At 51.4% G+C, this 21994-nt stretch carries 24 protein-coding genes; 12 read left to right on the forward strand and 12 right to left on the reverse strand.

The window, feature by feature from the left end; all coding sequences use genetic code 11:
• Window positions 1-468: 468 nt before the first annotated feature.
• The 4 genes from AArcSt2_RS08925 to AArcSt2_RS08940 form a co-directional block, all read right to left on the reverse strand.
• Entirely contained in the window at window positions 469-1284 is an 816-nt protein-coding gene (locus AArcSt2_RS08925; protein ID WP_250584047.1) for a carbon-nitrogen family hydrolase, read from the reverse strand.
• A gap of 1 nt (window position 1285) precedes the next feature.
• A complete protein-coding gene (locus AArcSt2_RS08930; protein WP_174653824.1) occupies window positions 1286-1726 on the reverse strand; it encodes an SRPBCC family protein in 441 nt (146 codons plus the stop codon).
• Between the two features lie 43 nt (window positions 1727-1769).
• Complete coding sequence (locus AArcSt2_RS08935) at window positions 1770-1994, reverse strand: DUF7123 family protein (RefSeq protein ID WP_174653823.1); 225 nt, start codon at window positions 1992-1994, stop codon at window positions 1770-1772.
• Window positions 1995-2064: 70 nt separating this feature from the next.
• Complete coding sequence (locus AArcSt2_RS08940) at window positions 2065-2250, reverse strand: DUF7525 family protein (protein ID WP_174653822.1); 186 nt, start codon at window positions 2248-2250, stop codon at window positions 2065-2067.
• Between the two features lie 173 nt (window positions 2251-2423).
• On the opposite strand from AArcSt2_RS08940, the gene AArcSt2_RS08945 reads away from it, so the two are divergent.
• Window positions 2424-3383 carry a hypothetical protein gene (locus tag AArcSt2_RS08945; protein ID WP_250584049.1) on the forward strand — a complete coding sequence of 320 codons (960 nt, stop codon included), beginning with the start codon at window positions 2424-2426 and terminating at the stop codon, window positions 3381-3383.
• Between the two features lie 26 nt (window positions 3384-3409).
• Here AArcSt2_RS08945 and AArcSt2_RS08950 read toward each other — a convergent pair whose 3' ends face one another.
• From AArcSt2_RS08950 to AArcSt2_RS08960, 3 genes are all read right to left on the reverse strand, one after another.
• Entirely contained in the window at window positions 3410-4441 is a 1032-nt protein-coding gene (locus tag AArcSt2_RS08950) for a phosphate signaling complex PhoU family protein (RefSeq protein WP_250584051.1), read from the reverse strand.
• Between the two features lie 91 nt (window positions 4442-4532).
• Complete coding sequence (locus AArcSt2_RS08955) at window positions 4533-5630, reverse strand: ATP-NAD kinase family protein (protein ID WP_250584052.1); 1098 nt, start codon at window positions 5628-5630, stop codon at window positions 4533-4535.
• Between the two features lie 231 nt (window positions 5631-5861).
• Complete coding sequence (locus AArcSt2_RS08960) at window positions 5862-6566, reverse strand: competence/damage-inducible protein A (protein ID WP_250584054.1); 705 nt, start codon at window positions 6564-6566, stop codon at window positions 5862-5864.
• Between the two features lie 275 nt (window positions 6567-6841).
• On the opposite strand from AArcSt2_RS08960, the gene AArcSt2_RS08965 reads away from it, so the two are divergent.
• The 6 genes from AArcSt2_RS08965 (at window position 6842) to AArcSt2_RS08990 (ending at window position 12141) form a co-directional block, all read left to right on the forward strand.
• A complete protein-coding gene (locus AArcSt2_RS08965; RefSeq protein ID WP_250584057.1) occupies window positions 6842-7867 on the forward strand; it encodes a Bug family tripartite tricarboxylate transporter substrate binding protein in 1026 nt (341 codons plus the stop codon).
• Between the two features lie 60 nt (window positions 7868-7927).
• Window positions 7928-8557 (forward strand): tripartite tricarboxylate transporter TctB family protein, encoded by a 630-nt coding sequence (locus AArcSt2_RS08970; RefSeq protein ID WP_250584059.1) that lies wholly within the window; start codon window positions 7928-7930, stop codon window positions 8555-8557.
• A complete protein-coding gene (locus AArcSt2_RS08975; protein ID WP_250584061.1) occupies window positions 8554-10050 on the forward strand; it encodes a tripartite tricarboxylate transporter permease in 1497 nt (498 codons plus the stop codon). Before AArcSt2_RS08970 ends, AArcSt2_RS08975 begins: the two co-directional genes overlap by 4 nt.
• A gap of 63 nt (window positions 10051-10113) precedes the next feature.
• Window positions 10114-10290 carry a hypothetical protein gene (locus AArcSt2_RS08980; protein ID WP_174653814.1) on the forward strand — a complete coding sequence of 59 codons (177 nt, stop codon included), beginning with the start codon at window positions 10114-10116 and terminating at the stop codon, window positions 10288-10290.
• 49 nt (window positions 10291-10339) lie between these two features.
• Entirely contained in the window at window positions 10340-11026 is a 687-nt protein-coding gene (locus AArcSt2_RS08985; protein WP_174653813.1) for a PHP domain-containing protein, read from the forward strand.
• Window positions 11023-12141 (forward strand): asparagine synthase C-terminal domain-containing protein, encoded by a 1119-nt coding sequence (locus tag AArcSt2_RS08990; protein WP_250584064.1) that lies wholly within the window; start codon window positions 11023-11025, stop codon window positions 12139-12141. Before AArcSt2_RS08985 ends, AArcSt2_RS08990 begins: the two co-directional genes overlap by 4 nt.
• A 9-nt stretch (window positions 12142-12150) precedes the next feature.
• Here the strand turns inward: AArcSt2_RS08990 and AArcSt2_RS08995 are convergent, their stop codons facing one another.
• Window positions 12151-12633 carry an NUDIX hydrolase gene (locus tag AArcSt2_RS08995; protein ID WP_250584065.1) on the reverse strand — a complete coding sequence of 161 codons (483 nt, stop codon included), beginning with the start codon at window positions 12631-12633 and terminating at the stop codon, window positions 12151-12153.
• A 140-nt stretch (window positions 12634-12773) separates the two neighbouring features.
• Window positions 12774-13751, reverse strand: a complete 978-nt coding sequence (locus AArcSt2_RS09000) for a transcription initiation factor IIB (RefSeq protein ID WP_250584067.1) — start codon at window positions 13749-13751, stop codon at window positions 12774-12776.
• A 285-nt stretch (window positions 13752-14036) separates the two neighbouring features.
• On the opposite strand from AArcSt2_RS09000, the gene gatC reads away from it, so the two are divergent.
• Both gatC and gatA read left to right on the forward strand, forming a co-directional pair.
• On the forward strand, window positions 14037-14315 hold the full coding sequence (gatC, locus tag AArcSt2_RS09005) for an Asp-tRNA(Asn)/Glu-tRNA(Gln) amidotransferase subunit GatC (RefSeq protein WP_250584069.1): 279 nt from the start codon (window positions 14037-14039) through the stop codon (window positions 14313-14315).
• Window positions 14312-15583 carry an Asp-tRNA(Asn)/Glu-tRNA(Gln) amidotransferase subunit GatA gene (gatA, locus tag AArcSt2_RS09010; protein WP_250584071.1) on the forward strand — a complete coding sequence of 424 codons (1272 nt, stop codon included), beginning with the start codon at window positions 14312-14314 and terminating at the stop codon, window positions 15581-15583. Before gatC ends, gatA begins: the two co-directional genes overlap by 4 nt.
• 12 nt (window positions 15584-15595) lie before the next feature.
• Here gatA and AArcSt2_RS09015 read toward each other — a convergent pair whose 3' ends face one another.
• The gene (locus tag AArcSt2_RS09015; protein ID WP_174653807.1) at window positions 15596-16144 is read right to left on the reverse strand and encodes a type II toxin-antitoxin system RatA family toxin; all 549 of its coding nucleotides are present in this window, start codon (window positions 16142-16144) and stop codon (window positions 15596-15598) included.
• A 91-nt stretch (window positions 16145-16235) separates the two neighbouring features.
• On the opposite strand from AArcSt2_RS09015, the gene AArcSt2_RS09020 reads away from it, so the two are divergent.
• From AArcSt2_RS09020 to AArcSt2_RS09030, 3 genes are read left to right on the forward strand one after another with little or no spacing between them, the layout of a single operon-like run.
• The gene (locus AArcSt2_RS09020) at window positions 16236-18197 is read left to right on the forward strand and encodes an ABC transporter ATP-binding protein (RefSeq protein WP_250584073.1); all 1962 of its coding nucleotides are present in this window, start codon (window positions 16236-16238) and stop codon (window positions 18195-18197) included.
• A 58-nt stretch (window positions 18198-18255) separates the two neighbouring features.
• Window positions 18256-18540 (forward strand): DUF7545 family protein, encoded by a 285-nt coding sequence (locus AArcSt2_RS09025; protein ID WP_250584076.1) that lies wholly within the window; start codon window positions 18256-18258, stop codon window positions 18538-18540.
• 57 nt (window positions 18541-18597) lie between these two features.
• Window positions 18598-19371 (forward strand): enoyl-CoA hydratase/isomerase family protein, encoded by a 774-nt coding sequence (locus AArcSt2_RS09030; RefSeq protein WP_250584077.1) that lies wholly within the window; start codon window positions 18598-18600, stop codon window positions 19369-19371.
• 6 nt (window positions 19372-19377) lie between these two features.
• On the opposite strand, the gene solA is transcribed toward AArcSt2_RS09030, so the two are convergent.
• Window positions 19378-20520: an N-methyl-L-tryptophan oxidase gene (gene solA, locus AArcSt2_RS09035; RefSeq protein ID WP_250584079.1), complete on the reverse strand. Its 1143-nt coding sequence runs from the start codon at window positions 20518-20520 to the stop codon at window positions 19378-19380.
• A gap of 44 nt (window positions 20521-20564) precedes the next feature.
• Window positions 20565-21884, reverse strand: a complete 1320-nt coding sequence (locus AArcSt2_RS09040; protein WP_302928688.1) for an MFS transporter — start codon at window positions 21882-21884, stop codon at window positions 20565-20567.
• Window positions 21885-21994: the final 110 nt, after the last annotated feature.

The following is a 21994-nucleotide window of genomic DNA, read 5'->3' on the forward strand; positions in this document are numbered from 1 at the left end:
CATCATACACGACACCCACTATGGGCAGCAAGCCAAAATGTGGGAGCAATGTAGCTCACTGCCGGTGGGTAACGAGAGAGTCAATCTCTCGCCGCAGATGTAACGGACGGTCTGTAGGGGCATCGATCCACGTGTAACACCGGGGAGCGTTATAGTGTGGATCTATCAACGTTCATCTACGGCATTCTAAAAGCACCGGAGCGTTCATTTAATCATTCTTGTCAAATTATCAAAATCGGTAATTGCCGTTTCGAGGTCGGTGTCTCAACTATTGTAGAACAGATTGAAAGGATGTGTGGATGGTTGATACAACCGTTATTGACATGCCCCGAGTTCATCTCAATAACCACGGGAATGGTTGTATCAGACAGTTGGCGGCGTTGGCGAGTGTTTATCACCGACACACGACGAGAAAAGCGTCGTCAGTCGGTATCAAACCGTACGTAATCAACAGGGATAAACCCACCGTCACAGTCGACGATCGCGAAGCGATGGAAAATCAGCTCTAATTGCGGCCACTCGATCGGGATCGAGCTCTGCTGTAACAATTGTTTCGTCGTCTCCTGCACCGGCGAGTGTCGTCCCCCATGGATCGTAGATGGTCGATCGACCACACAGTTGCGAATCTCCGAACGTTCCAACCCCGTTCGCAGTCAGCACGTATGCTAGGTTCTCAATTGCTCGAGCACGGCCAAGCGTTTCCCAGTGCTCTGTTCGTGGATACGGCCATGCGCTCGGTACGATGATTGTATCAACACCTGAGTCAATCATCGATCGATACAACTCCGGGAAGCGAAGATCATAGCACACCGATATCCCCAAGGTAAGCTCACCAAACTCTACGACTGTCTCACGTTCACCAGCCACGAGCAGCGTTGCTTCCGCAGATTCATACCCAAACAGATGGCGTTTTCGGTACACGCCTTCTAACGAGCCATCAGCATCGAATATTGTGACTGTATTTGCATATCCCTCCGTGGCCGGCGTGTCGAACCCCGCAGTGTGGCTTGCGTTGAGGTCCTCAACAAAGCTTCCAGCAACAAGACCGACTCCATTCTCAACAGCAATCGATCGGAGCCGGTCAACGAGTGGGCTCTCCAATCCAACCGCACTGTCTGCATATGCGTCAAACTCAAAGAAACCGATCGTAAACAGCTCTGGGAGAACCACAAGCTCCGCACCGTTTTCTGCAGCCGTTTCGACTGCTGCCGCTGCCCGTTGGAGGTTTGTGTCTACTGCAACAGGCTCAATGTCTAATTGAACAAGGGCAACTGAAACGGTCATGTTAGGTTGTATTTACAGAGTCTGTATCAATATCTTCACGGAGTGCCGATTCAAGATTCTCCAGTTCGGTGTCGAAGTTTCGTTTGAAGAATCGCTCAACACCGGGGAGGCGGCCGTCAACCACAAACTCGTTTTCGAGTCGGCATCCAGTATCCGTTTCGATTATTCGATGCTCGCCAGTCACGTTGAATGCTTTCGATCGCCCAATAAATTTCACACGAGATGGTGGCTCATTAATAACCTCTTCAGTTTTTACATCGATCGTCGATCGAATCATTGGAATCGGTAGCTCAACATGCCACGTTGCAGATCCATCTGCGTGTAGGTCGAACCGTTCAACGACACTTATTGCCCCAACACGCTTTCGTGGGTCTGAAATAAAATCCCAAATACGCTCCGGCGGGACGTCAAATGCAAACGCTCGTGATACACGGACAGTCATTACTTCCTCTTAGAAGCAACAGGTGAAAATATTGCGGGGTTGGTTATGGGAGTTCGACTCGCCACGTTGTCGAACGTGCACGACCCCATTTTTCTATATGCACGTCGTCAGATTTCTCGGCGAGCCGAGGGAGACGCGATCCAACCTGTTTTGCAGAAAGGCCAATGGCCTCTGCAATGTTTTTTGCACGGAAGTATCGATCACCGCGAGAGACACTATCCCGTAGGTACGCGATGATACGTTGTTCTTCCTCGGTGTATTCGGTCATCCTCGTCCCATATTGGATGGTGATGATATTAACAATTTCGCGGTTGTGGCCCGACAGAATACTCGTGGAATCAGTCCCAAAAGAGGTGGATTGCAACCACGCCGATTATTGAGGCGATCATCGCTGCGCCGAATCCCCATGCGCGCAACAACTGTGTATCGCCTGCATACATAACCACTGCACCGATCAGTGTCAATGCTGCAAATGCCATTCCCAGGCCGATTCCTTTGTCGCTCGTGACTGAGCCCGCTGTCATACTCGCAGTGAGTCGTGGTATCAACTTAGTTCATTCGACACTGATTTTTTGCCTCCACCACAAAATCACAGACCCGATGTACACGGTTTCTCGGACCGGATCATCACTTAATCCGTATTAACTCAGCTTTAGTAACATTGCTATTTACACGGGTACGGCCACAGTGGACGAACATGGATCGACATGACCTCGCTGGGATTCTCCTCATTCTACTTGGAGCTGGGCTTGTCCTTGCTGGAGGATTATCATCTGCTTCGGCGAGTGTGATTACGACTGCGTCTGATTATGATGTTGAAACGCAAAACAATACTGACGTCCTCTCGAGTGGTGAGCGGCTCGCCGGTGTAGTTGGTGTCCACCAAGTCGAACTTGAATCGACCGTCTCAGAGCGAGCGTTTGACCGAACCGTTGCAAACCGATCGGCTGCAGAGAAAGCAACTGTCGCTGGAGCGAGCGTTGACCGTGCAGAAGAGCGGCTTGTTGCACTCACAGAAGAGAAACAGCGACTTGAGACCGCACGTGAGAATGGGACACTCTCGAATGGACAATATCGGGCGCGAATTGCACAACTTGAGAGTGAAAGACAGTCTATCGAACGCTCACTCAACCAATCTGAATCGGTCATATCCGATCTTCCACAGGCCGATCGCGAACGATCAGGGGCCAACGAGTCACGGATTGAACAGCTCCGAGACAATGCACGTGAGCTCTCAGGTCAGGATGTCCGAGCGATCGCACAAGAGATTGCAGGGCCACCAACTGAGAGGCCTGGTGGACGAAGCGATACCGGACCACCACAGGGCACTCCGGGACCACAACAACCGAACGATGAGAACGCATCGGCTGGGCCTAACCTAAATACATCCACTCCGCCGGGACACGATCGACAAAACGAGACCGCTGAACAAGAGCCGCCACAGTCTGCTGATCGCGGGGCCGCACAAACTGAGAACAGAAGCGCGACAGCAGCTGCAAATAACAATACTGATCAAAATACCACCGAACGGGGCGCACCTGATCAAAGGGGCTCCTCTGAAGAGCGTGGTGAGCCGAACGCACCAACCGATCAAAATACCGAAACAACGACTGAAACTAACTCACAGACACGGGAGCGGGGGGCAGGCCGACCATAACCCATTCTATCCAGTATGAGTGGCTATTACTGAATTTCTACGTGTTCTGATTCTTCATTAAGCGCAAGGTTCGCCGCGATCTCCGCGTTTCGCATTGCATACTGTGCAGTCTGTTGCAGACTCACCAGAACCTCCCGAATTTGGAGTAAATCTTTGTTATCCATCTCTGGAAGGTCATCAAGGATCTCTTTTTCTCGGTTTGAGATCTCATGAAACAGATGTCGACAATCGATCGTCAGATCATAATCGCGTTCAACAACCGATCGAACTGCGAGTGTTGTCAGTTCATCAACCTTGTCGGTAAACTCACGAATACGCCGAACCGTCGCATCGTCAACATTGAGTGCGTGGCCATCAGCCTCGAGCACGATGTCTGCGATGTCTTCAGCATTGTCAGCAGTGAGTTCAAGATTCTTTGCGACCGATCGGTACCCGATCAGTGGGAAGCTTGATTCGAGCCCCACCGCTCGGCAGAGGTTCGGATTTTGGTACGCTGTAAAGATCAGTCGAAGCAAAAGAACGAAAATCTTGTTTGCTTGGCGCTCACGATTGAGTGCTCGTTGTGCAAGGTCTGGGTTGTTATGAGCGATTGCTTTCACTGCTTCACCACGCATTGTGCTGCCGGTGTTCTCCAGCCGCTCAAGTAGATTATCGAGTGTAAAATCTTCAGGATCAACTGAACACCGAATTGCAATATCTTCCGGTGTCTCTTCGATCACACCAAGTCCCATTAGCTGTGTTTCTGCACGGTAGACGGCATTGATGTGTTCACTCTCGAGCGCGCCTTCGAGTTTTTGAACATGGATCACGCGACGACCAAGCACGTATTGTGCAACGATCGCTCGCTCAAGCGCCCCTGCATCAAGATTATCTGCATGAATGATCGCCTCTGACTCCTCTGTGTGCGCTGATTTTGGAAGGACAGTCAGTGTCCCTTTCCCACCGAGTCGGATCGACACCTCGTCACCCTTGTTTACACCATGATCCCGTGCCCACTCAGCTGGAAGTGTCATCGCAAGCGTTGACGGACCGAGCCGTTGGACCTTCCGTGTTTCCATGTGATCCAGTATCGCACCAATATCCTTAATCTTGTCTATACACATGGTTATGTAGACATAGATCTACAAGGAACAATTATGATCTAGCTGCTCAGACAACCTGTATCATCCGCTTTTCAAACCGTCCAACACGAACTTTTGTCCACCCCGAGAGCGTTTCATCCAACTCTGGATCATCTGTATCAACACGGAGGGTTCGAAGACCGTCGAGTTTCGATCGTGATCCAATAATTTCGATCTCACAACGCCGAATAACCGCCGGTGAGAGCTGTGGATTCCCACGACCGAACACAAATCCTTGTCCACCAATCGGAGACACAATAATCACATTTCGATCACCAAGATTTTCGAGAATCTCCGCTTCCGTTGCATCCTTGCAGAGCACCTTTCCGGTCCACCCACGATCGGCGTTTGCATCCGGAACTGCTCGCCAAATATCAACGCCGATCGGCGATCCCTCAAATCCCAATTCAGTTTTCACCGTTCCAACTGTCGAACCAGGGGCGAGAATGTACGTCGTCCCTGGTTTGATATCATCAACAACGCCTGCGGCAAGCGCTTCGACAGTTCCTCCACCAAGCTGTTTTGATGATTGTAGGTCATCGGCAACAGGGACCGTTGCAACCGCTCGAAGTTCAGGATGAACCTCTCCTTGCCTGTACTCATCCTCATTAATATCAAGCACTTCTCGCCGCTCCGTTCGATCGAACGTCGACGCAATTATGCCAGCATCTTCCGGTGACACTGCAAACACTGAAGAGTACACTTTCACACCAGCTGGAACGCCAAGCATCGGTGTCGTCGTATCCCCGATCGATTCAAGCAGCTCTGCGACGTCGGTCGCGGTGCCGTCGCCACCAACAAAAAGGATCAACGCGACATCCTCATCGGAAAATATCTTGACTGCATTCTGCGTGTCTTTTGCGGTTGTGTCTCCCTTTGGTGTGTAGACAACAGTTGGCTCAAACCCGGCGTCACGGATGATCGACGCACCCATTGGATCATCAATAGCGAGAATCTCGGCATCTGGTCGACGTTGCTGGAGGATGTCCAGCGCTCGCGCTGCGCGCTGTGGTGCCCGTGGCTCTGCACCCAACTGCTTTGCCTCTTCGACTTTTCCGTCAGTTCCTTTTAATCCTACTCGGCCACCCATCCCCGCGATCGGATTAACAAGGACCCCAACTTTCATACTGTAACACAATTTTGCAGTAATAAAAACCGTCGTGGGTTGCGTGACCGACACGTTCGCCGGAACTCGAATGATTTTAACAGGTGGTTGTGTAACAGACTTTTATGATTCCACTTACCGCGGATGCGCCAATGGGGCCACTTCCTGTTGAGGCAACCGGCATTGCTGTACTGTTGATCAGCGTACTCTTTGCTGTTGCGTGGCTTGCATACCTATACCGATAGAACCCTCTCATTCAGTCTGTTCGTCAGGTACAACGTTTGACTGTGCTTCGAGCCACGCTTTTGCGTCACGAACAACTGCAGGATCTTCACCGGTGAGTTTCACTCGCACGTAGTGTCCAGGGTAGCTTCCAACAGACACGTCGAACTTCGATTGGACGTCATTTAGTCGATCGACTAGCGTGCTTTCGGGTTCATCAATCGTGACGGTCTCTGTTACCGTCTCCGTTCCAACAAACGCATCGGAAATCTGCTCAAACATCGCTTTCATTTCGGTAGGAACACCCGGAAGGACGTAGATTCGATCGACGATTGCACCAGGGGCTACGCCAACCTCATTTTTGAGCAGCTGGGCGCCTGCAGGCAACTGTGCTGCTTGCTCATTCCGCTTAGACGCTTTGTATCCACCTGATTTTTCAAGCCATGCTAGCGCGTCTGTGTGTGGCTCGATCGACCGACCAACGGCTGCACCAACGCCTTCCATCGTGACATCATCGTGGGTGGGGCCTAATCCACCAGTGACAATCACTGCATCGTACGCTGCTTGGTATTCGTTGACAACACGGGCGATATCTGCGATGCGATCGGGGACGGTCGTAATTCGCGCAACCTGTACACCGTTATCGTGAAGCTGCTCACAAATCCACGATGCATTCGTATTCACTGTCGAACCTGCCAAGATCTCATCACCAACGGTAACAATTGCAGCCTGCATGTCTGTGTAAACCCTCGCCATAAAATAAGCCCTTCCGCCCCACGATGCTCAATAAATACCATACGGAAGCGATCGCTCCTGCTCTGTTATAACATATACCATGGTGTACATAGTAATAAATTTCCTAAAATATCCTTCAAATATTGTATCTGGCTGCGCCTACACGACACATGTTTGCACAAAAATACAGAATAATTCGTATTCGTCCAGTAATATTTGCCAGTGATTGATGAGTAGCAACATTTAAATCGGCAATTCCATTGTAGACACATGGTATGGAAAGACGTACCTTTCTGAAAACGACTGGCGCAATGAGCACAGTGGGTATTGCTGGGCTTGCAGGATGTACCGGAGACGACGACAACGGTGAGTTCCCAAGCGAAAATCTAACGTGGATGATTCCATGGTCAGAAGGTGGAGGAACTGACGCATACGCTCGACAGCTTGCTCCGCTTATGGAGGACCCGCTTGGACAATCTGTCCAAATCGACAATCGCCCTGGTGCAGGCAGTTTGCAGGGATCTGAGTGGCTACACGGTCAAGACCCAGATGGCTACACGTTTGGGACTGTAAACACACCAGGATGGGACTTCACGTGGCGTGCACAAGAGGTTGAGGGCTGGGACGTTGAAGACTTCGAGCCAGTCAGCTATGCTGGTATCTTCGGATACACACTGATTGTCAACAATCAGCACGACATCTCGGACTTCGGTGAACTTCGAGATGCGTACGCAGATGACGAAATCAGCGGTTTCGGATTCCAGGGCGTCGGTAGTGACAGCCACTTGGGTACGCTTCTGCTTCGCGAGAACTACGACCTTGCATACGATACCGCCGTCGCGTATGATGGTGGTGGCCCAACTCAAGAAGCAGTTATTTCGAACGAGGTCGCTGCAGGATTCGCAACAAACACCTCTGCAGTCGCTGCCGAAGAGTCAGGAGAAGCAACAGCCATCGTTAATTTGATGGACGTTGACATCACTGATACGTTCCCAGAGATTGACTCCATTACGAACTACGGAGATAGCCTCGCATGGATTACTGAGTTCTTGCAGGCACAGATTGCACCTCCTGGAACACCTGAAGAAGAACGACAGATCATCTCTGAAGCCGTCAGAGAGGCCTGTGAGTCTGAAGACTCCCAACAGTGGGTGGAAGAAACAGGAAACATTATTGAGTACGGTACGATGGAAGAAACTGCAGAACGACTGGACGGAGTTGTTGACACGATCGAATCGGAAGTCGATGCTGCAATCGGTGGCTTCGACGAGTTCCTCCGCATCGTCGAAGAGGAATCATAAGACGCGCAAAACCGTTTTTTGTACATACACTAATACCAGAGACCTACGACGAATATCACTATGGACCAAATAAAAGGGGCAGCGGTTTCCGTCCAGCAGTCTGTTGCTGACGTCGGAGAAATTGTCCTGCGAGAGCGGCCAACGATGGAACACGTGTTACTCGTGCTCTTTCTTGCTGCAGCGACGTATATGTACCTTGGTGCATCAGAGTTCGCTGCGGCTGCAGCAGTCTTCCCGCGAGTAACTGCAGGGGTAACGATCGTTCTCTCAATCCTTCTTCTCTTCAGAAACTACCTTCCAGGGCCGATCCGATCGTTTGTTGCTGAACCGATGCAGCTTGGCAGCAAAGAGGCGATTATGGGTGAAGATGAAGACGACGATGGAGATGACGAACCAGCTGAAGAGTCGACACAACAAGCAGGAGCATATACATATGATATTGACGATCCACGTGGACCAGCAGTAACTGGTTTCCTCTGTGTGTTGTATATGGTTCTCACATTTACGATCGGAATGTTGTATGCAACACCAATCTTTGTCGCGTTGTACGCATACTGGGCAAAGATGGAAAAATTCCGCGCGATTTCGCTCACAATATTGAGTTTTGTCATCGCATATGCGTTTTATTCACTCATTACGAGCGATATCGCAATCGGCTTCTACACTGAATGGAGGCTCCCAGTTCCATGAGCTTTGCAGTCTTCCTTGGTGCGGTTGAAGCCTTATTAAATCCAGTTACACTGGGTTGGATATTTGTCGGTATCATGATTGGCATCATTGTTGGTGCCCTTCCTGGTTTGGGGCCACCACTCGGCATGGCGATCATCCTTCCACTTACACTCCCACTGCAGCCTGCTGATGCAATTATCTTGTTAATTGGTGTCTACAGCGGGTCGATGTACGGCGGGTCGATCGCTGCGGTATTAATCAATACACCCGGGGTATCCTCATCAGCAGCGACAATGTTTGATGGCTATCCCATGTCCAAACAGGGGAAAGCGGCGGAGGCACTCTCAATCTCTGCAACTGCCTCCGCGATTTCAGGATTATTCACAATAACGGCGCTTATTCTCTTCTCACCACTGCTTATTACGATGGTACTTGCAGTTGGAACGCCTGAGCGATTCCTTATTGCAGTGCTCGGGCTTGCAATGATTACCGTCGTAACGCGTGGGTCGGTTGCAAAAGGAATCCTTGCGGGTGTGACTGGCCTGTTAGTCACAACTGTTGGGTCTGCACCGATGACGCTCGATCGACGCTACGCTGACTCACTGCTCCTGTTTGATGGCATTGATTTCGTTGCGGTGTTGATCGGCCTGTTTGCGATCGCAGAGATGATGAAACTCGCAGGACAGGAAGGTGGCATTGCAGAGGGCGATGTCGTGATCGGTGGAAGCGTGTTAGAGGGTGTAAAAACAACAGTCAGACATCCCGTTACGATCGTCAAATCCGGGATGATCGGAATGATTGTTGGTGCAATTCCAGGTGCGGGTGCAACGGTCTCGAACTTCGTTGCATACTCGGAAGCGGTCCGCAGCTCCGATGACCCTGATTCATTCGGAACCGGAAATGAAATGGGTGTGCTTGCATCTGAAGCATCCAACAACGGAACTGTCGCTGGATCGCTTGTCCCAGCACTCTCGTTCGGTATTCCGGGGAGTTCCTCAACGGCAGTCCTCATTGGTGGATTGCTAATGCATAACCTTCGTCCAGGCCCAAGCATGTTCCAAGCGGATGGAAACCTGCTTTTGACCTACACCATGTTGCTTGCACTCCTTGCAGGAAACGTGTTGATCCTCGCATTTGGATTGACGATGGTGACAAAACTCGGATATCTTACAAAGATCGACACCGACTACATCATACCGATGGTTGTGGTGCTGTCGTTCCTTGGAACGTATGCACTTCGTGTGAACCCGATCGACATTGTTACGATCATCTTCTTCGGTGTCATCGGCTTCTACATGGTGCGGTACAACTACTCGGTGATCGCATTCGTGTTAGGGGTGGTGTTAGGTGATATTGCAGAAGACAACCTGTATCGATCGCTTCAGCTTTCGGACGGATCGTGGATGATCTTCATCAACCCATTCGAGTACGGCCGGTGGATCTCACCATTCATCGTGCTTGCGATCGTTGCACTGCTCTTTGGGCCGTTCATCAAGCGAGCTATTAGCCGCTAACCTCGCGTTCGGCTCAATTCCGATACGATTTTGAACTGTTGTGCATCAAAACTACATATACATATGAACGATAACATACTCTGGGGCGGAATCGGCGTCCTCCTCGCAGTCGGTGGCGCAGCAGTAATCGGTCTTGAAATGACACAGGCAGATCCACTAACACAGATTTACGGCGTCGGTGTCATACTCGCTGCACTCCTCACCGTGCTTATTGTCGCTCCGTCGTTCAGAGCAAACTAAGTTGCCGCTTATCGGGGTGTTTTTTATCCCCTCTACCTTAGGGTAAATCGTGTTAACTGTCGAGCTACATACCCATTCGGAGCTTTCACATGACGGGAGAGATCCTGTTGAACTGTTGCTTGAACAGGCAGCAGCGGTTGGGCTCGACGCAATTGCGATCACGGACCACGACGAAATTGACGCGAGTTTACATGCCACCTCAATTGCACCAGAGTACGGTCTTGTAGGGATACCGGGCATTGAAATCACTTCTGCGGCCGGACATATTCTTGGGTTAGGTGTTACAGAAAAAATTCCTGCAGGGCTTTCGTATGATGAAACGCTTGACCAGATTAGAGAACAGGGAGGGATTGCAATCATACCGCATCCGTTCCAGAAATCTAGACATGGCGTCGCACCACACATTTCAACCGACCAGCTTGCAAGTGCAGATGCGATCGAAGTGTATAATTCACGCCTTCTTACTGGCCTCGCCAACCGAAAAGCAGAGCAGTTTGCAATCGAGCATGGACTTCCAATGACCGCAGGGAGTGATGCACATATCTCGGAGATGGTTGGACAAGCCATAACAGAGGTTGGAGCCGAAGAGCAGTCCGCGGCTGCAATCCTTGATGCAATTCGAACTGGGCGAACAAGCGTCATTGGGCAACGGACACCATGGCACATTAGCTTTCGGCAGGCAGCGGGCGGGGCAAGACGACGGGTTGCACGAGGTATTTCGGAGCTATTTAGATGACTGAACACACTGCAGTTGACGGTGCAGAGCCGGGATTTATTCATGATGCGATCGACCGTAGCGACCCGCTTCCCGGATCCGGTGGCTTTGCAGGCCGGATTGAACATGGCAAACGAGGCCCAGTTCTGGCACGTGATGTGTTGGGTCGTCGCCCATTATTTTCTGAACGTGACTCAATTGACCCGACAGCAAAAACAGCGTATGCATTCTCTCCGACAGAACTTGATGAGCCGATTGCAGTCCCTGCGGGAGTGCTCAGATCGATCGATGGAGATATCCAACATTGGACGCTCCCGCAACTTCCAGCGCACTCCGAACCGGTAGCCATGGATCGAATCACAGATGCGGTGGGTGAATCAATCAGCGCAGTTGCTGAGCGCGACCTTGCAGTTGCATTCTCCGGTGGTGTTGACTCAGCACTCGTCGCTTCAGCCGTCCAAGACGCCCCATGTTATGTGGTCGGATTTGAAGGCTCACACGATGTTGAAAAAGCCAAGCAGGCTGCAGATTCGATGGGACGGTCGCTTACTGTTGTCGAAATCACCCATGATGATCTGATCCGTGCAATTCCACGCATTGCGACCGCAATAAACCGGACGAACCCGATGGATATCGCCATTGCACTGCCACTGTATCTCGTTGCAAAAAAAGCACACAGTGATGGCTACAATCGGCTTGCACTCGGACAAGGAGCTGATGAATTATTTGGTGGCTATTCAAAACACGTTTCTCCGGCAGATGACCACCGTGTCAACGCAGATACGGTCCGAGGTGCAATCAGAGAGAGTATTGGCACGCTTCCTGCGCAACTTGAACGGGATGTGTTGACACTCCGGTCGGTTGGTGTTGAACCGGTGACACCATACCTACACGACAGAGTCATTGTCGCAGCACTTGGCCTTCCCGCGTCACTGCTTGCGACACCGAGCGAGCGAAAAATCGCGCTTCGACGGATTGCTGCTGACCATCTTCCAGAACCAGTATATACTGCAGACAAGAAGGCGGTTCAGTACGGAACATACGTGAGTCGAGAACTCGATCGGCTTGCCCGCCAAGCCGGATTCAAACGCCGAATGGACGACCATGTTGGGCAGTACATTCGATCGTTATTGTAACCCGATGTATTAGTTCGAGGACAGTGCCTCATCAACGACACTAATTGCCTCACAGCCGATTGTAGCTGTATCTGTGTCAATGTCACGTTCTCGTAGCTCTGTTGGCGTATACCACTCCCACACGTCTGCGGCTGCTTCGCCTGCAGGTGGGTCAATATCTCGACTTTCAACCACCGCAAAATAGATGTGATCGATATGTTGATGACCGACAGTACCATTCGAGTGCACATTAATATCGTATAGCATCATATGCCGTGGTTCAGGAAGCGTCTCTCCTGCCGGTGCAGGGATCGTTGTGGTATCGTCGATTAGTGTCGGATTGAGGCCCGTTTCTTCACGGACTTCTCGAAGCGCAGCTTCGTGTGGGAGCTCGTCGCGGTCGACATGGCCCCCAGGTGGAATTGTTATTCCAAGCCGGTCATGAAGGTGCAGTGCAGTCGCACCATCGTTTACAATGTATGTTGTTGCAGTAAAATGGCGTGTTGTTTCCATACCTAACGCTACTGGAGTAGTGATTTACCGGTTTCGAGATAATATAGGGAGGACCGATCGGGCGACAAGGCTGCTCCGATCAGCATCGATAGTATGGGATGAGCAGGCGCAAAAACTCGCCCTTCAGGGCGGGGAAGATGTCAAACGCGTACGTTTTCTTCGGCTTCGAGCAACTCGTGGTACCGGTTTCTGATTGTTACTTCGCTAATGTTTGCAACATCGCTCACTTCGCTCTGTGTTACCTTCTCGTTTGTCAGAAGGGATGCCGCATACACTGCTGCAGCCGCGAGACCAACAGGGGATTTACCACTGTGAATCCCCTCTTGTTTGGCCGTCTCAAGAAGGTCGCGTGCTCGTCGTTCGGACTCATCCGAGAGCCCGAGATCGGACGCAAACCGAGGGACATATTGCCCAGGATCTGCTGGTTTAATCTCAAGTTTTAGCTCACGAGCAACGTATCGGTATGTCCGCGCAATCTCGTCTTTTTCAACTCGAGAGACGCCGGCAATCTCATCTAAACTCCGTGGTGTTCCTGCTTGTCGGGCCGCGGCATAGAGTGCGGCTGTTGCGACACCCTCAATCGATCGGCCAGGCAGCAGATCGTCGTTGAGTGCTCGTCGGTAGATTACCGATGCAGTCTCCCTTACGTTGTCTGGAAGGCCAAGCGCAGATGCCATCCGATCGACCTCACCAAGGGCCTGTTTGAGATTGCGCTCTTTGGAATCACGAGTCCGGAAGCGCTCGTTCCATGTTCGGAGTCGTTGCATCTTTTGTCGCTGTCGTGATGAGAGCGACTTTCCGTAGGCGTCTTTGTTCTGCCAGCCGATGTTGGTTGACAGTCCTTTATCGTGCATCATTTGGGTTGTGGGGGCACCAACCCGGCTTTTTTGATCTTTTTCGCTCGAATCAAACGCACGCCACTCTGGACCGTGGTCAATCTCGTCCTCCTGAACAACTAAGCCACAGTCTCGACAGACTGTTTCGCCATGTTCTGTATCTGTCGCAAGCTGTCCGCTACATTCAGGACATCGAACGTCCTCTTTCTTTGACCGTTCGGTTGTGTCTTTCTTACGAGTTGCAGTGCGCTGATCGGTGAAACGTCGAACGTTCTCACTCATATATTGGGTGGGGTGGAACCTTCAGGTAGATATATCTCGTACCTTGTTCCATGTACTTCTATTAAGGGGCTGAAACCACTTAATAGTATGTTATATATTCACTGGAATAAGTGCTGAAAATTGCAAGACGGGAGCGGGGTGAAAATCATGATAAACAAGGTCGTCGCCTGCTTGCACTTTTTGACGCTCAACATCCGCCAATAAATTAGTATCTTTGGATTACCTCATATACTGATAACAATCGATCCGAAACCCTTACTCGCCATGCACGGTTGAGTGAATAATATGAGCGATTCGCCTGTCGATGCTGATGCAGTTCGACACGTCGCCGATCTTGCTCGCGTGAATCTCGATGAAGAGGATGTCGAAACATTCACAGAGCAGTTCGGTGACATTCTATCGTACTTTGATGCACTTGACGAGGTTCCTTCCATCGATCGTGAAGCGGAACTTGTCAACGTAATGCGCCCCGATGAAGTAACGGATGGCCTCTCACAAGACGAGGCACTCCAAAACGCAACCGAGACTGAAGATGGATTCTTCAAGGGGCCAAACGTCTCATGAGCTACAATATCTTTCTCAACGAGGAACAGATCGACGGTGCAGCTGATGGCCCCCTCTCGGAGATGACAATCGCGATCAAAGATAACATCTCAACAGAAGGCGTTGCAACCACCTGTGGGTCAAACATGCTTGCGTCATACGTCCCTCCCTATGACGCCACCGTCGTCTCAAAAATCAAAGACGCCGGTGCAACGATCGTCGGCAAAGTAAATATGGATGAGTTCGGTATGGGTGGCACCACCGAAACCTCGGCGTTCGGTCCAACAAAGAACCCTGTCGATCCAGAGCGCGTCCCTGGCGGGTCCTCCGGTGGATCGGCCGCTGCAGTCGCTGCTGGAAAAGCAGACCTCGCAATTGGGTCTGACACTGGTGGCTCTGTTCGAAACCCTGCCGCATTCTGTGGCGTTGTAGGCATTAAGCCAACGTACGGGCTTGTCTCCAGATATGGCCTAATCGCCTATGCGAATAGCCTTGAACAGATTGGCCCGCTCGCAAACTCCGTCGAAGACGCCGCACGCTTACTCGACGTCATTAGCGGGCAAGACCCACACGATGGAACCACACGATCACAGGGTGACAACTCCGCGTATGCTGATGCAGCAGATGGAGACGTTTCAGGGATGACGATCGGTGTCATTCGCGAGCTGTTTGATGGTGCTGATAAACGTGTCGTTGAGACGGTTGAGCAATCAATCGAAGCGCTTGAGTCACAAGGTGCAGAGACGATCGATGTCTCGCTTGCGTCGCTTGAGCACGCCGTCCAAGCGTACTACGTCATTGCAATGTCGGAAGCATCCTCGAACCTCGCTCGATTTGATGGCGTTCGCTATGGACTCTCTGGTGGCTATGATGGCAATTGGAACGAAACGTTTGCGGACGCCCGAGAGGAAGGATTTGGTGACGAGGTAAAGCGTCGGATCCTGCTTGGAACATATGCGCTTTCAGCTGGCTATCACGACAAATACTACAAGAAGGCCCAGGATGCCCGTGCATGGGTCAGACAGGACTTTGACAACGCATTTTCGGATGTCGATGTCCTTGCATCCCCAACGATGCCCGTTCTCCCACCGAAACTCGGTGAAAGCCTCTCGGATCCGCTCCAGTTGTATCTGATGGATGCAAACACCGTACCTGTTAATCTCGCAAATCTACCGGCAATTTCAGTCCCTGCAGGTGAGGCAGATGGGCTTCCAGTTGGACTTCAGCTCATTGGCCCACAGTTCGGTGAAGAGTCGATTATTCGCGCAGCCAGTGCCGTAGAGAACTAACTTCTCGTCCAGTCAGCGTTTGAGATGGTCGGAGTTCGTCGTCACATCAAGTGAGACCGATCGGCGCTCGCCCTCGATATCTTCGACTGCGCTGGTGAACACACGCTCTGCCTCTTTTCTGATAAGCGGAACTGCTTTTTTAATTACCCAGCCGATCGACACCAGCCGCGGAAGATTCAACGCATCTGACTCCGCAGAGTGCGGATCAAACGTTACGTCAAGAATCACTGTACAAGCATGCTCTGCACCTGCTGGTGCATCTGCAGGGAGTTCATCAAGCGGTTCAATTCGCCAACAACCATGTGCATCAATATCCTTGATTATTTTCCAGTCAATCACCGTTGGCGGTGTTACATTGGTCACTTCAGAGTGGGCAGTGTACGTCAGCTTCCACCATGAGAATCGGAGCGCATAGCGCGTTCCTGGACCGCCATCACCTTGGAGTGTCCGGACCGCTTGGAGATGCTCGGAGTACTGTGCATAGCCGGGGAAATCTCGAAGAAACTCATAGATCGTCTCCGGTGACTCGTACACAACGGTACTAACAGTGAGTTCGTCCACGCCTCACGTTTGGACGAGACTGTCTTAATTGTTCACTGCCCGTCCTGCCGACTCCGTCGCTTACTACTATCCTGAGTGTGGAACACAGACAATGAGTAGTGACCGTCGCGACGACAACGTTTTTGACGCCTATCGTGAACGGGTCGATCGGCCACTGTTACGGCTCTTTCAGGAATACGGCCTCAAAGAGATTGAGTGGTTTACCGTCGGAATGGTTGCAAACGTGATCGCTCGGGTCGCCAGTCTGCTCCCACCGCTTGTTCTTGGTGTCGCGATCGATGCCATATTCAATGAGACAAGTCCGTTCACACTCCCATTTGTTCCACAGGCATGGATTCCTGCGACCCAAGCAGGCCAGTTTCAGTTTGCTGTTGCGTTAATTGTTGGCTCATTTGTTGTGACTGGCATCTTCACTTGGATCTACGGCGTGGCAGCAAACAACTTCGCCCACCGTGTGATGCATGACGTTCGTACCGATAGCTTCGAGAAGATGCAACAGCTCGATATGACATTTTTTGACGACAAGCAGACGGGTGAAGTGCTCTCGGTGCTCAACAACGACGCATCAAATCTTGAGGTGTTTTTGGATAACGCACTGCAGAACTCCGCACGTCTTGGTGTGATGGTACTCGGGATTGCTGGAATCTTGTTCTATCTCAACTGGCAACTTGCACTTATTACGCTGGTGTTTATCCCTGCGATCGTCCTATTCACACTCTGGTTCATGCACGTTGTCGAGCCACGGTACGTCGAACAACGTGCCAGTGTTGGTGATCTAAACACTCGACTTGAGAATGCCCTTTCGGGGGTGGAGCTTGTAAAAACCTCAAATACGGCGCAGTATGAGGCTGAGCGTGTTGAATCCGCATCGATGTCATATTTTGAAAAGACGATGACCATTCTCAAACTCAACTACATCTATCGCCCAGGGATGGAACTCCTTGCAGGATTATCGTTCGCCGTGACGTTCATCGTCGGCGGTGTCTGGATATTCCAAGGGCCACCCGGACCGCTCACCGGTGAGCTCACTGTTGGTGTCTTTGTAACGTTTATCCTCATGACACAGCGGTTTGTCACGCCGTTAGCTGAGGTGTCAAATATCATCGACCAGTACGAGAATGCAAAAGCATCGAGCGAACGGGTATTTGGGCTCATGGATATTCCGGTTCGGATCACTGACGATGAAGATGCGATCGACCTACCAAACCCTCGTGGCGAGGTAACGTATCAAAACGTCTCATTTCGGTATGCATCTGCAGCCGAAGCGTTCGATCTCAACACGAATGGATCGACCCAGCAGAACGGCGAGTACGTCATCCAAAACGCATCATTCACTGTTGACCCTGGCTCAACAACGGCATTTGTTGGGCCGACAGGTGCAGGCAAGTCTACACTTTTGAAACTCCTGCTGCGGTTGTATGATGTCACAGATGGAGAGATACGTGTTGATGGCCACGATATCCGATCGCTGACTGTACAGAGCCTTCGAGAGTCGATCGGCTATGTGAGCCAAGAGACGTATCTCTTTGATGGAACGATCCGAGAAAATATTGAGTACGGCCGATTCGACAGCGAGTTTGCTGACGTGGTGGCTGCTGCAACGGCCGCGGAGGCCCACGAATTTATTGAACGGCTTCCAAAAGGGTATGACACTCGGATTGGAGAGCGCGGTGTCAAACTCTCCGGCGGCCAGAAACAACGGCTCTCGATTGCCCGCACCGTACTCCAAGATCCGGAGATACTCATCTTGGATGAGGCGACCTCCGCAGTCGACACCGAAACGGAGATGCTCATCCAACGAAGCCTCGATCGACTCGCAACCGATCGGACGACCTTCATCATTGCACATCGGCTGTCGACGATTAAGAATGCGGAGACGATCTGTGTGCTGGATAACGGTGAAATCGTTGAGCGCGGCGGCCATGATGAACTGCTTGCACACGATGGCATCTATGCGAAATTATGGCGCGTCCAGGCAGGCGAAATTGATTCGCTCCCAGAGTCGTTTCTTGCCAATCTCAAAGAGCGGCAAAATGAATATACACAATTCTGACTGCTTGATTAATAAGATATTTCCACAACTCCTTACGTCTTGAATCCGACCCTGACATATGGTTGATACCGAAACATACACCGTCGAAGGACCGAACGGAGACAGCGACACAGTTGACCTTCCAGCAGGACTTGTTGACACCCTCGCAGAGCAGGGTGAGGAACCATCGAAAGTCATCAGTGACATCGTGCTCCAAGCGCTTGCACAGCACGCCCATGCACTCGCCCATCACTCCCAAGGAGACACACCAGAAGACCTCGTTGAGATGAATGAAAAAGCTGAGGAGCTCTTTGAAGCACGTTTCGGTGTGTCGCTCGCCGAAGCGACCGGTCACCACCACTAACGATCGGTCTGACGCGAACGCTTTTCTTTTCCCGCAGTGAGTTCCGCAGTAGTAGCGATGACCACTGACACACTAACTGTCGAGACCACCGAGGCTGGCGTGACAACCATCACAATCGATCGTCCGGACAAACTCAATGCGTTAAACGTTGAGACGCTTGAGGCGCTTGCCGAGACACTTGCGTCCGTACAAGAAGATACTCGGGCACTGGTTCTTACTGGTGCTGGTGAGAAGGCATTTATCGCTGGTGCGGACATCAGCTACATGCAATCGCTTTCGGTTGCGGAGGCTCAATCATACGCAGCGCTTGGTCACCGAGTAGCCGATGCACTTGAGACCTTTCCTGCCCCTACGATCGCCGCCGTAAACGGCTATGCATTCGGCGGTGGTTGTGAACTTGCACTCGCTTGCGGCATGCGTGTTGCGAGCGAACGTGCCGTTTTGGGGCAGACCGAAATTGATCTCGGAATTATTCCTGGCTGGGGCGGCAGCCAGCGACTCCCACGGCTTGTTGGTGATGAGACTGCCCGTCGACTCATCTTCTTTGGCGATCGGATTGACGCAACGGACGCATACGAACATGGTATTGTCGGTGAGGTTGTTGCACATGATGAACTCGATTCGCATGTGACGGAGATGGCGGAGACGCTCGCAGCAAAACCACGGTTTGCGCTTGCTGCAGCCAAAGAGACGTTAAATATGGCACACGAGGCAACATTGGATGCCGGACTCACCTACGAGAAACGAGTATGGAGCGGCTTGTTTGGAACGCATGATCAGCGCGAAGGGATGGAGGCGTTCGTTGAGAAACGTGATCCGGAGTTCGAGTAAGCGGTGCTACAGCTGCTCGGCAAACCGATCGAGACTGAACAGGCCAATGTCGTGTGTTGTCTCGCCACTGGTTGAGAGATCCGCCAGAATCTCGCCAATGACGCTTGCAAACTTGAATCCATGACCCGAGAATCCAGCGCCAATCGTGATCTGTGGGAACTCAGGGTGGCGATCGAGAATGAAATGCTGATCAGGTGTATTGGTAAACATACAGGTTGCTAACTGCATTGTGGGGCCTGCACCTGATGGGAAATACGTCTTAGCGTACGATCGGAGCAGTTCTTCATCCGTCGTTGTTGGCTCAGTAAGTGACTGTGTTGGATCAACGACTTCGTTTCGATGGTTGAATTTTCCGAATTTGAATCCTGGGACATCATACACAGGGAAGCCATAGAAGTGTTCACCCTCGACCTCATGGACGAATATTGGGAACGATGACTGATCGAACAGCGCAGGCTCGTTCGGCTGCAGCCATGCAAGCACCTGTCGCTCAGGTACAGCAACCGATGCGATTTCAGGAATCAGTTTAGGAACCCAGGCACCTGCGGTCACAACCAACCGATCGGCTTCATACGTTTCTTTTGTTGTTTCTACCCTCACGCTCTCATCCTCAGTCGCTTCGAATGCAGTCACCGGTTCGCGAGCGCTGATCGTTGCACCGTGTTCGATCGCAGATTCAACATGTGCAATGATACACTGCTCAGGAACGACAAATCCACCCTCGGGCTGGTAGATTGCATATTGGTCTTCGGGAACAGCATACCCAGGGAAGCGAGTATTGACCGTATCCGCATCCAACACGTCGTATGCAATGTCATGCTCCTCACAGGATCGGCGGGCTTCGGAGAACACCTTGCTTTCTTTGGTTCCAATATCAAGCCCGCCTGTAATGTGAAGCAGGTCACGGCCGGAATCCGACTCCAGCGATCGCCACAGTTCATATGCACGCTCGACGAGCGGCACGTATGCTGGGTCTTCATACTGTGGCTTTCGAATAATTCGGGTGACCCCATGTGAGGAGCCGTGAGTATGTGGGATGTCATACTGTTCAAGCCCTAAGACGTTTTGGCCCCTGGCTGCAAGGTGTGCGACTGTTGCACTCCCCATACCACCAATGCCAATCACAATAACGTCATACCGATCGGTCATATGCCATCTTCGAGAATGTGCTTCAAATAGCTACGTGCTAGCAATTAGTCTTGTGTCGCTGTGGCTCTTCGTTCCTTTGCAGCCTCTACATCTAAGGTCTCCTCCACCTGTGTGTACACCGCAATAAATCCTAACAGGGCCAAAAACGCCCCGACCGCAAATGGTGCAATGAGTCCAAAGGTCACAAGGAAGCCGGATGCAAGCGGGCCGATCGCAATGCCAAGACCAAAGCCCATTGTCAGGATCGAAAGCGTGGAACCAGACTGACCTGCTTTTGCAAGATCACCGGCAAGCGCGAGCGATGGGGCGAACACAAGGGCCACAGCAACACCCTGTGCTAGCCGAACGAGGACCATCACTCCGGAAGAGGTTACAATTCCTTGCAGCAGCGTTGCTGGAATCAGGATTATAAACCCGACAACAAGGAATGGTCGGCGACCATACCGGTCACATGCTCTGCCGATCGGAACCTGCAGTAGAACGTTCGCAATTGTAACTGCACCAAACTGTGCTGCGAACAGGACGGGACCCTGATTAAGAAGTTCATTTATCTCGTTTTGGAGCGTTGCAAACAGCGCAATACAGATTCCCATTGAGATTGTGGCCAGCCCAAGCGTAAACACCGGATCAAGGAGCCGATCTTCACCACGGATCCGAATAGAGATATCATCGGATGCTGGTTCTTCGACATCATCCGCGTCGTTGACAAATATATAAACAAGAATAAAACTCGTGAATGCACCCACGAATGCCCCAACAAAGGCCGCGTTGAACCCCGACAGTACGAAATCCGTCCCCGGAATTGCGTATGGGCCTAACTCGATGATGATCCCGGCTAAAATTGGTCCAAACCCAAATCCAATTAGCCGAAACGTATTGTAGACGCCGAAGTTTCCTCCACGATCGGACGCTGACGCTGCGTACTCGTTAACAAGCGCAACCGTTGCAGGAACGATGAATGCAGCACCAAGCCCCTGCATCGCGCGCAACAATACGATCGAAATATAATCCGAGGCAAACGCGAACCCCAAACTTCCGGTTCCTAACAGCGCAATCCCAAAGAGAATGAAGGGTTTCCGTTGTGCTCTCCGATCGGACCATCTGCCGGTAAACGGCTGTGAGAAACTGTTTAAAAAGCCGAACAGCGAGAGCACAACCCCGATGAGGATTGGCTCAGTCATGGTCACAGTTGTGTTTCCGACCGTTACCGACGTATTAAGGAGTGTGCCAATATCAACCGCATCACTTACAATAAAAAGCGGGAGGACAACAATAAGAAACGAATTCCCGATCGCACCGACCATTCGAGCCAGTGCGAGAATAACGACCCGACGATCGGTGCCAAACAAAAGCGCACCAGCCACTAAACGACCACCATTATTAGCTAGTTAGAAATGAATCAGTATGGGTGTTGTGAATCCGGGGATGTGCGCCGACAAAAAAGCGGTGAGTAATCGGCCGCTTAGTTGATTAG

The sequence above is a fragment of the Natronocalculus amylovorans genome, assembly GCF_023638035.1.
Lineage (GTDB): Archaea > Halobacteriota > Halobacteria > Halobacteriales > Haloferacaceae > Natronocalculus > Natronocalculus amylovorans.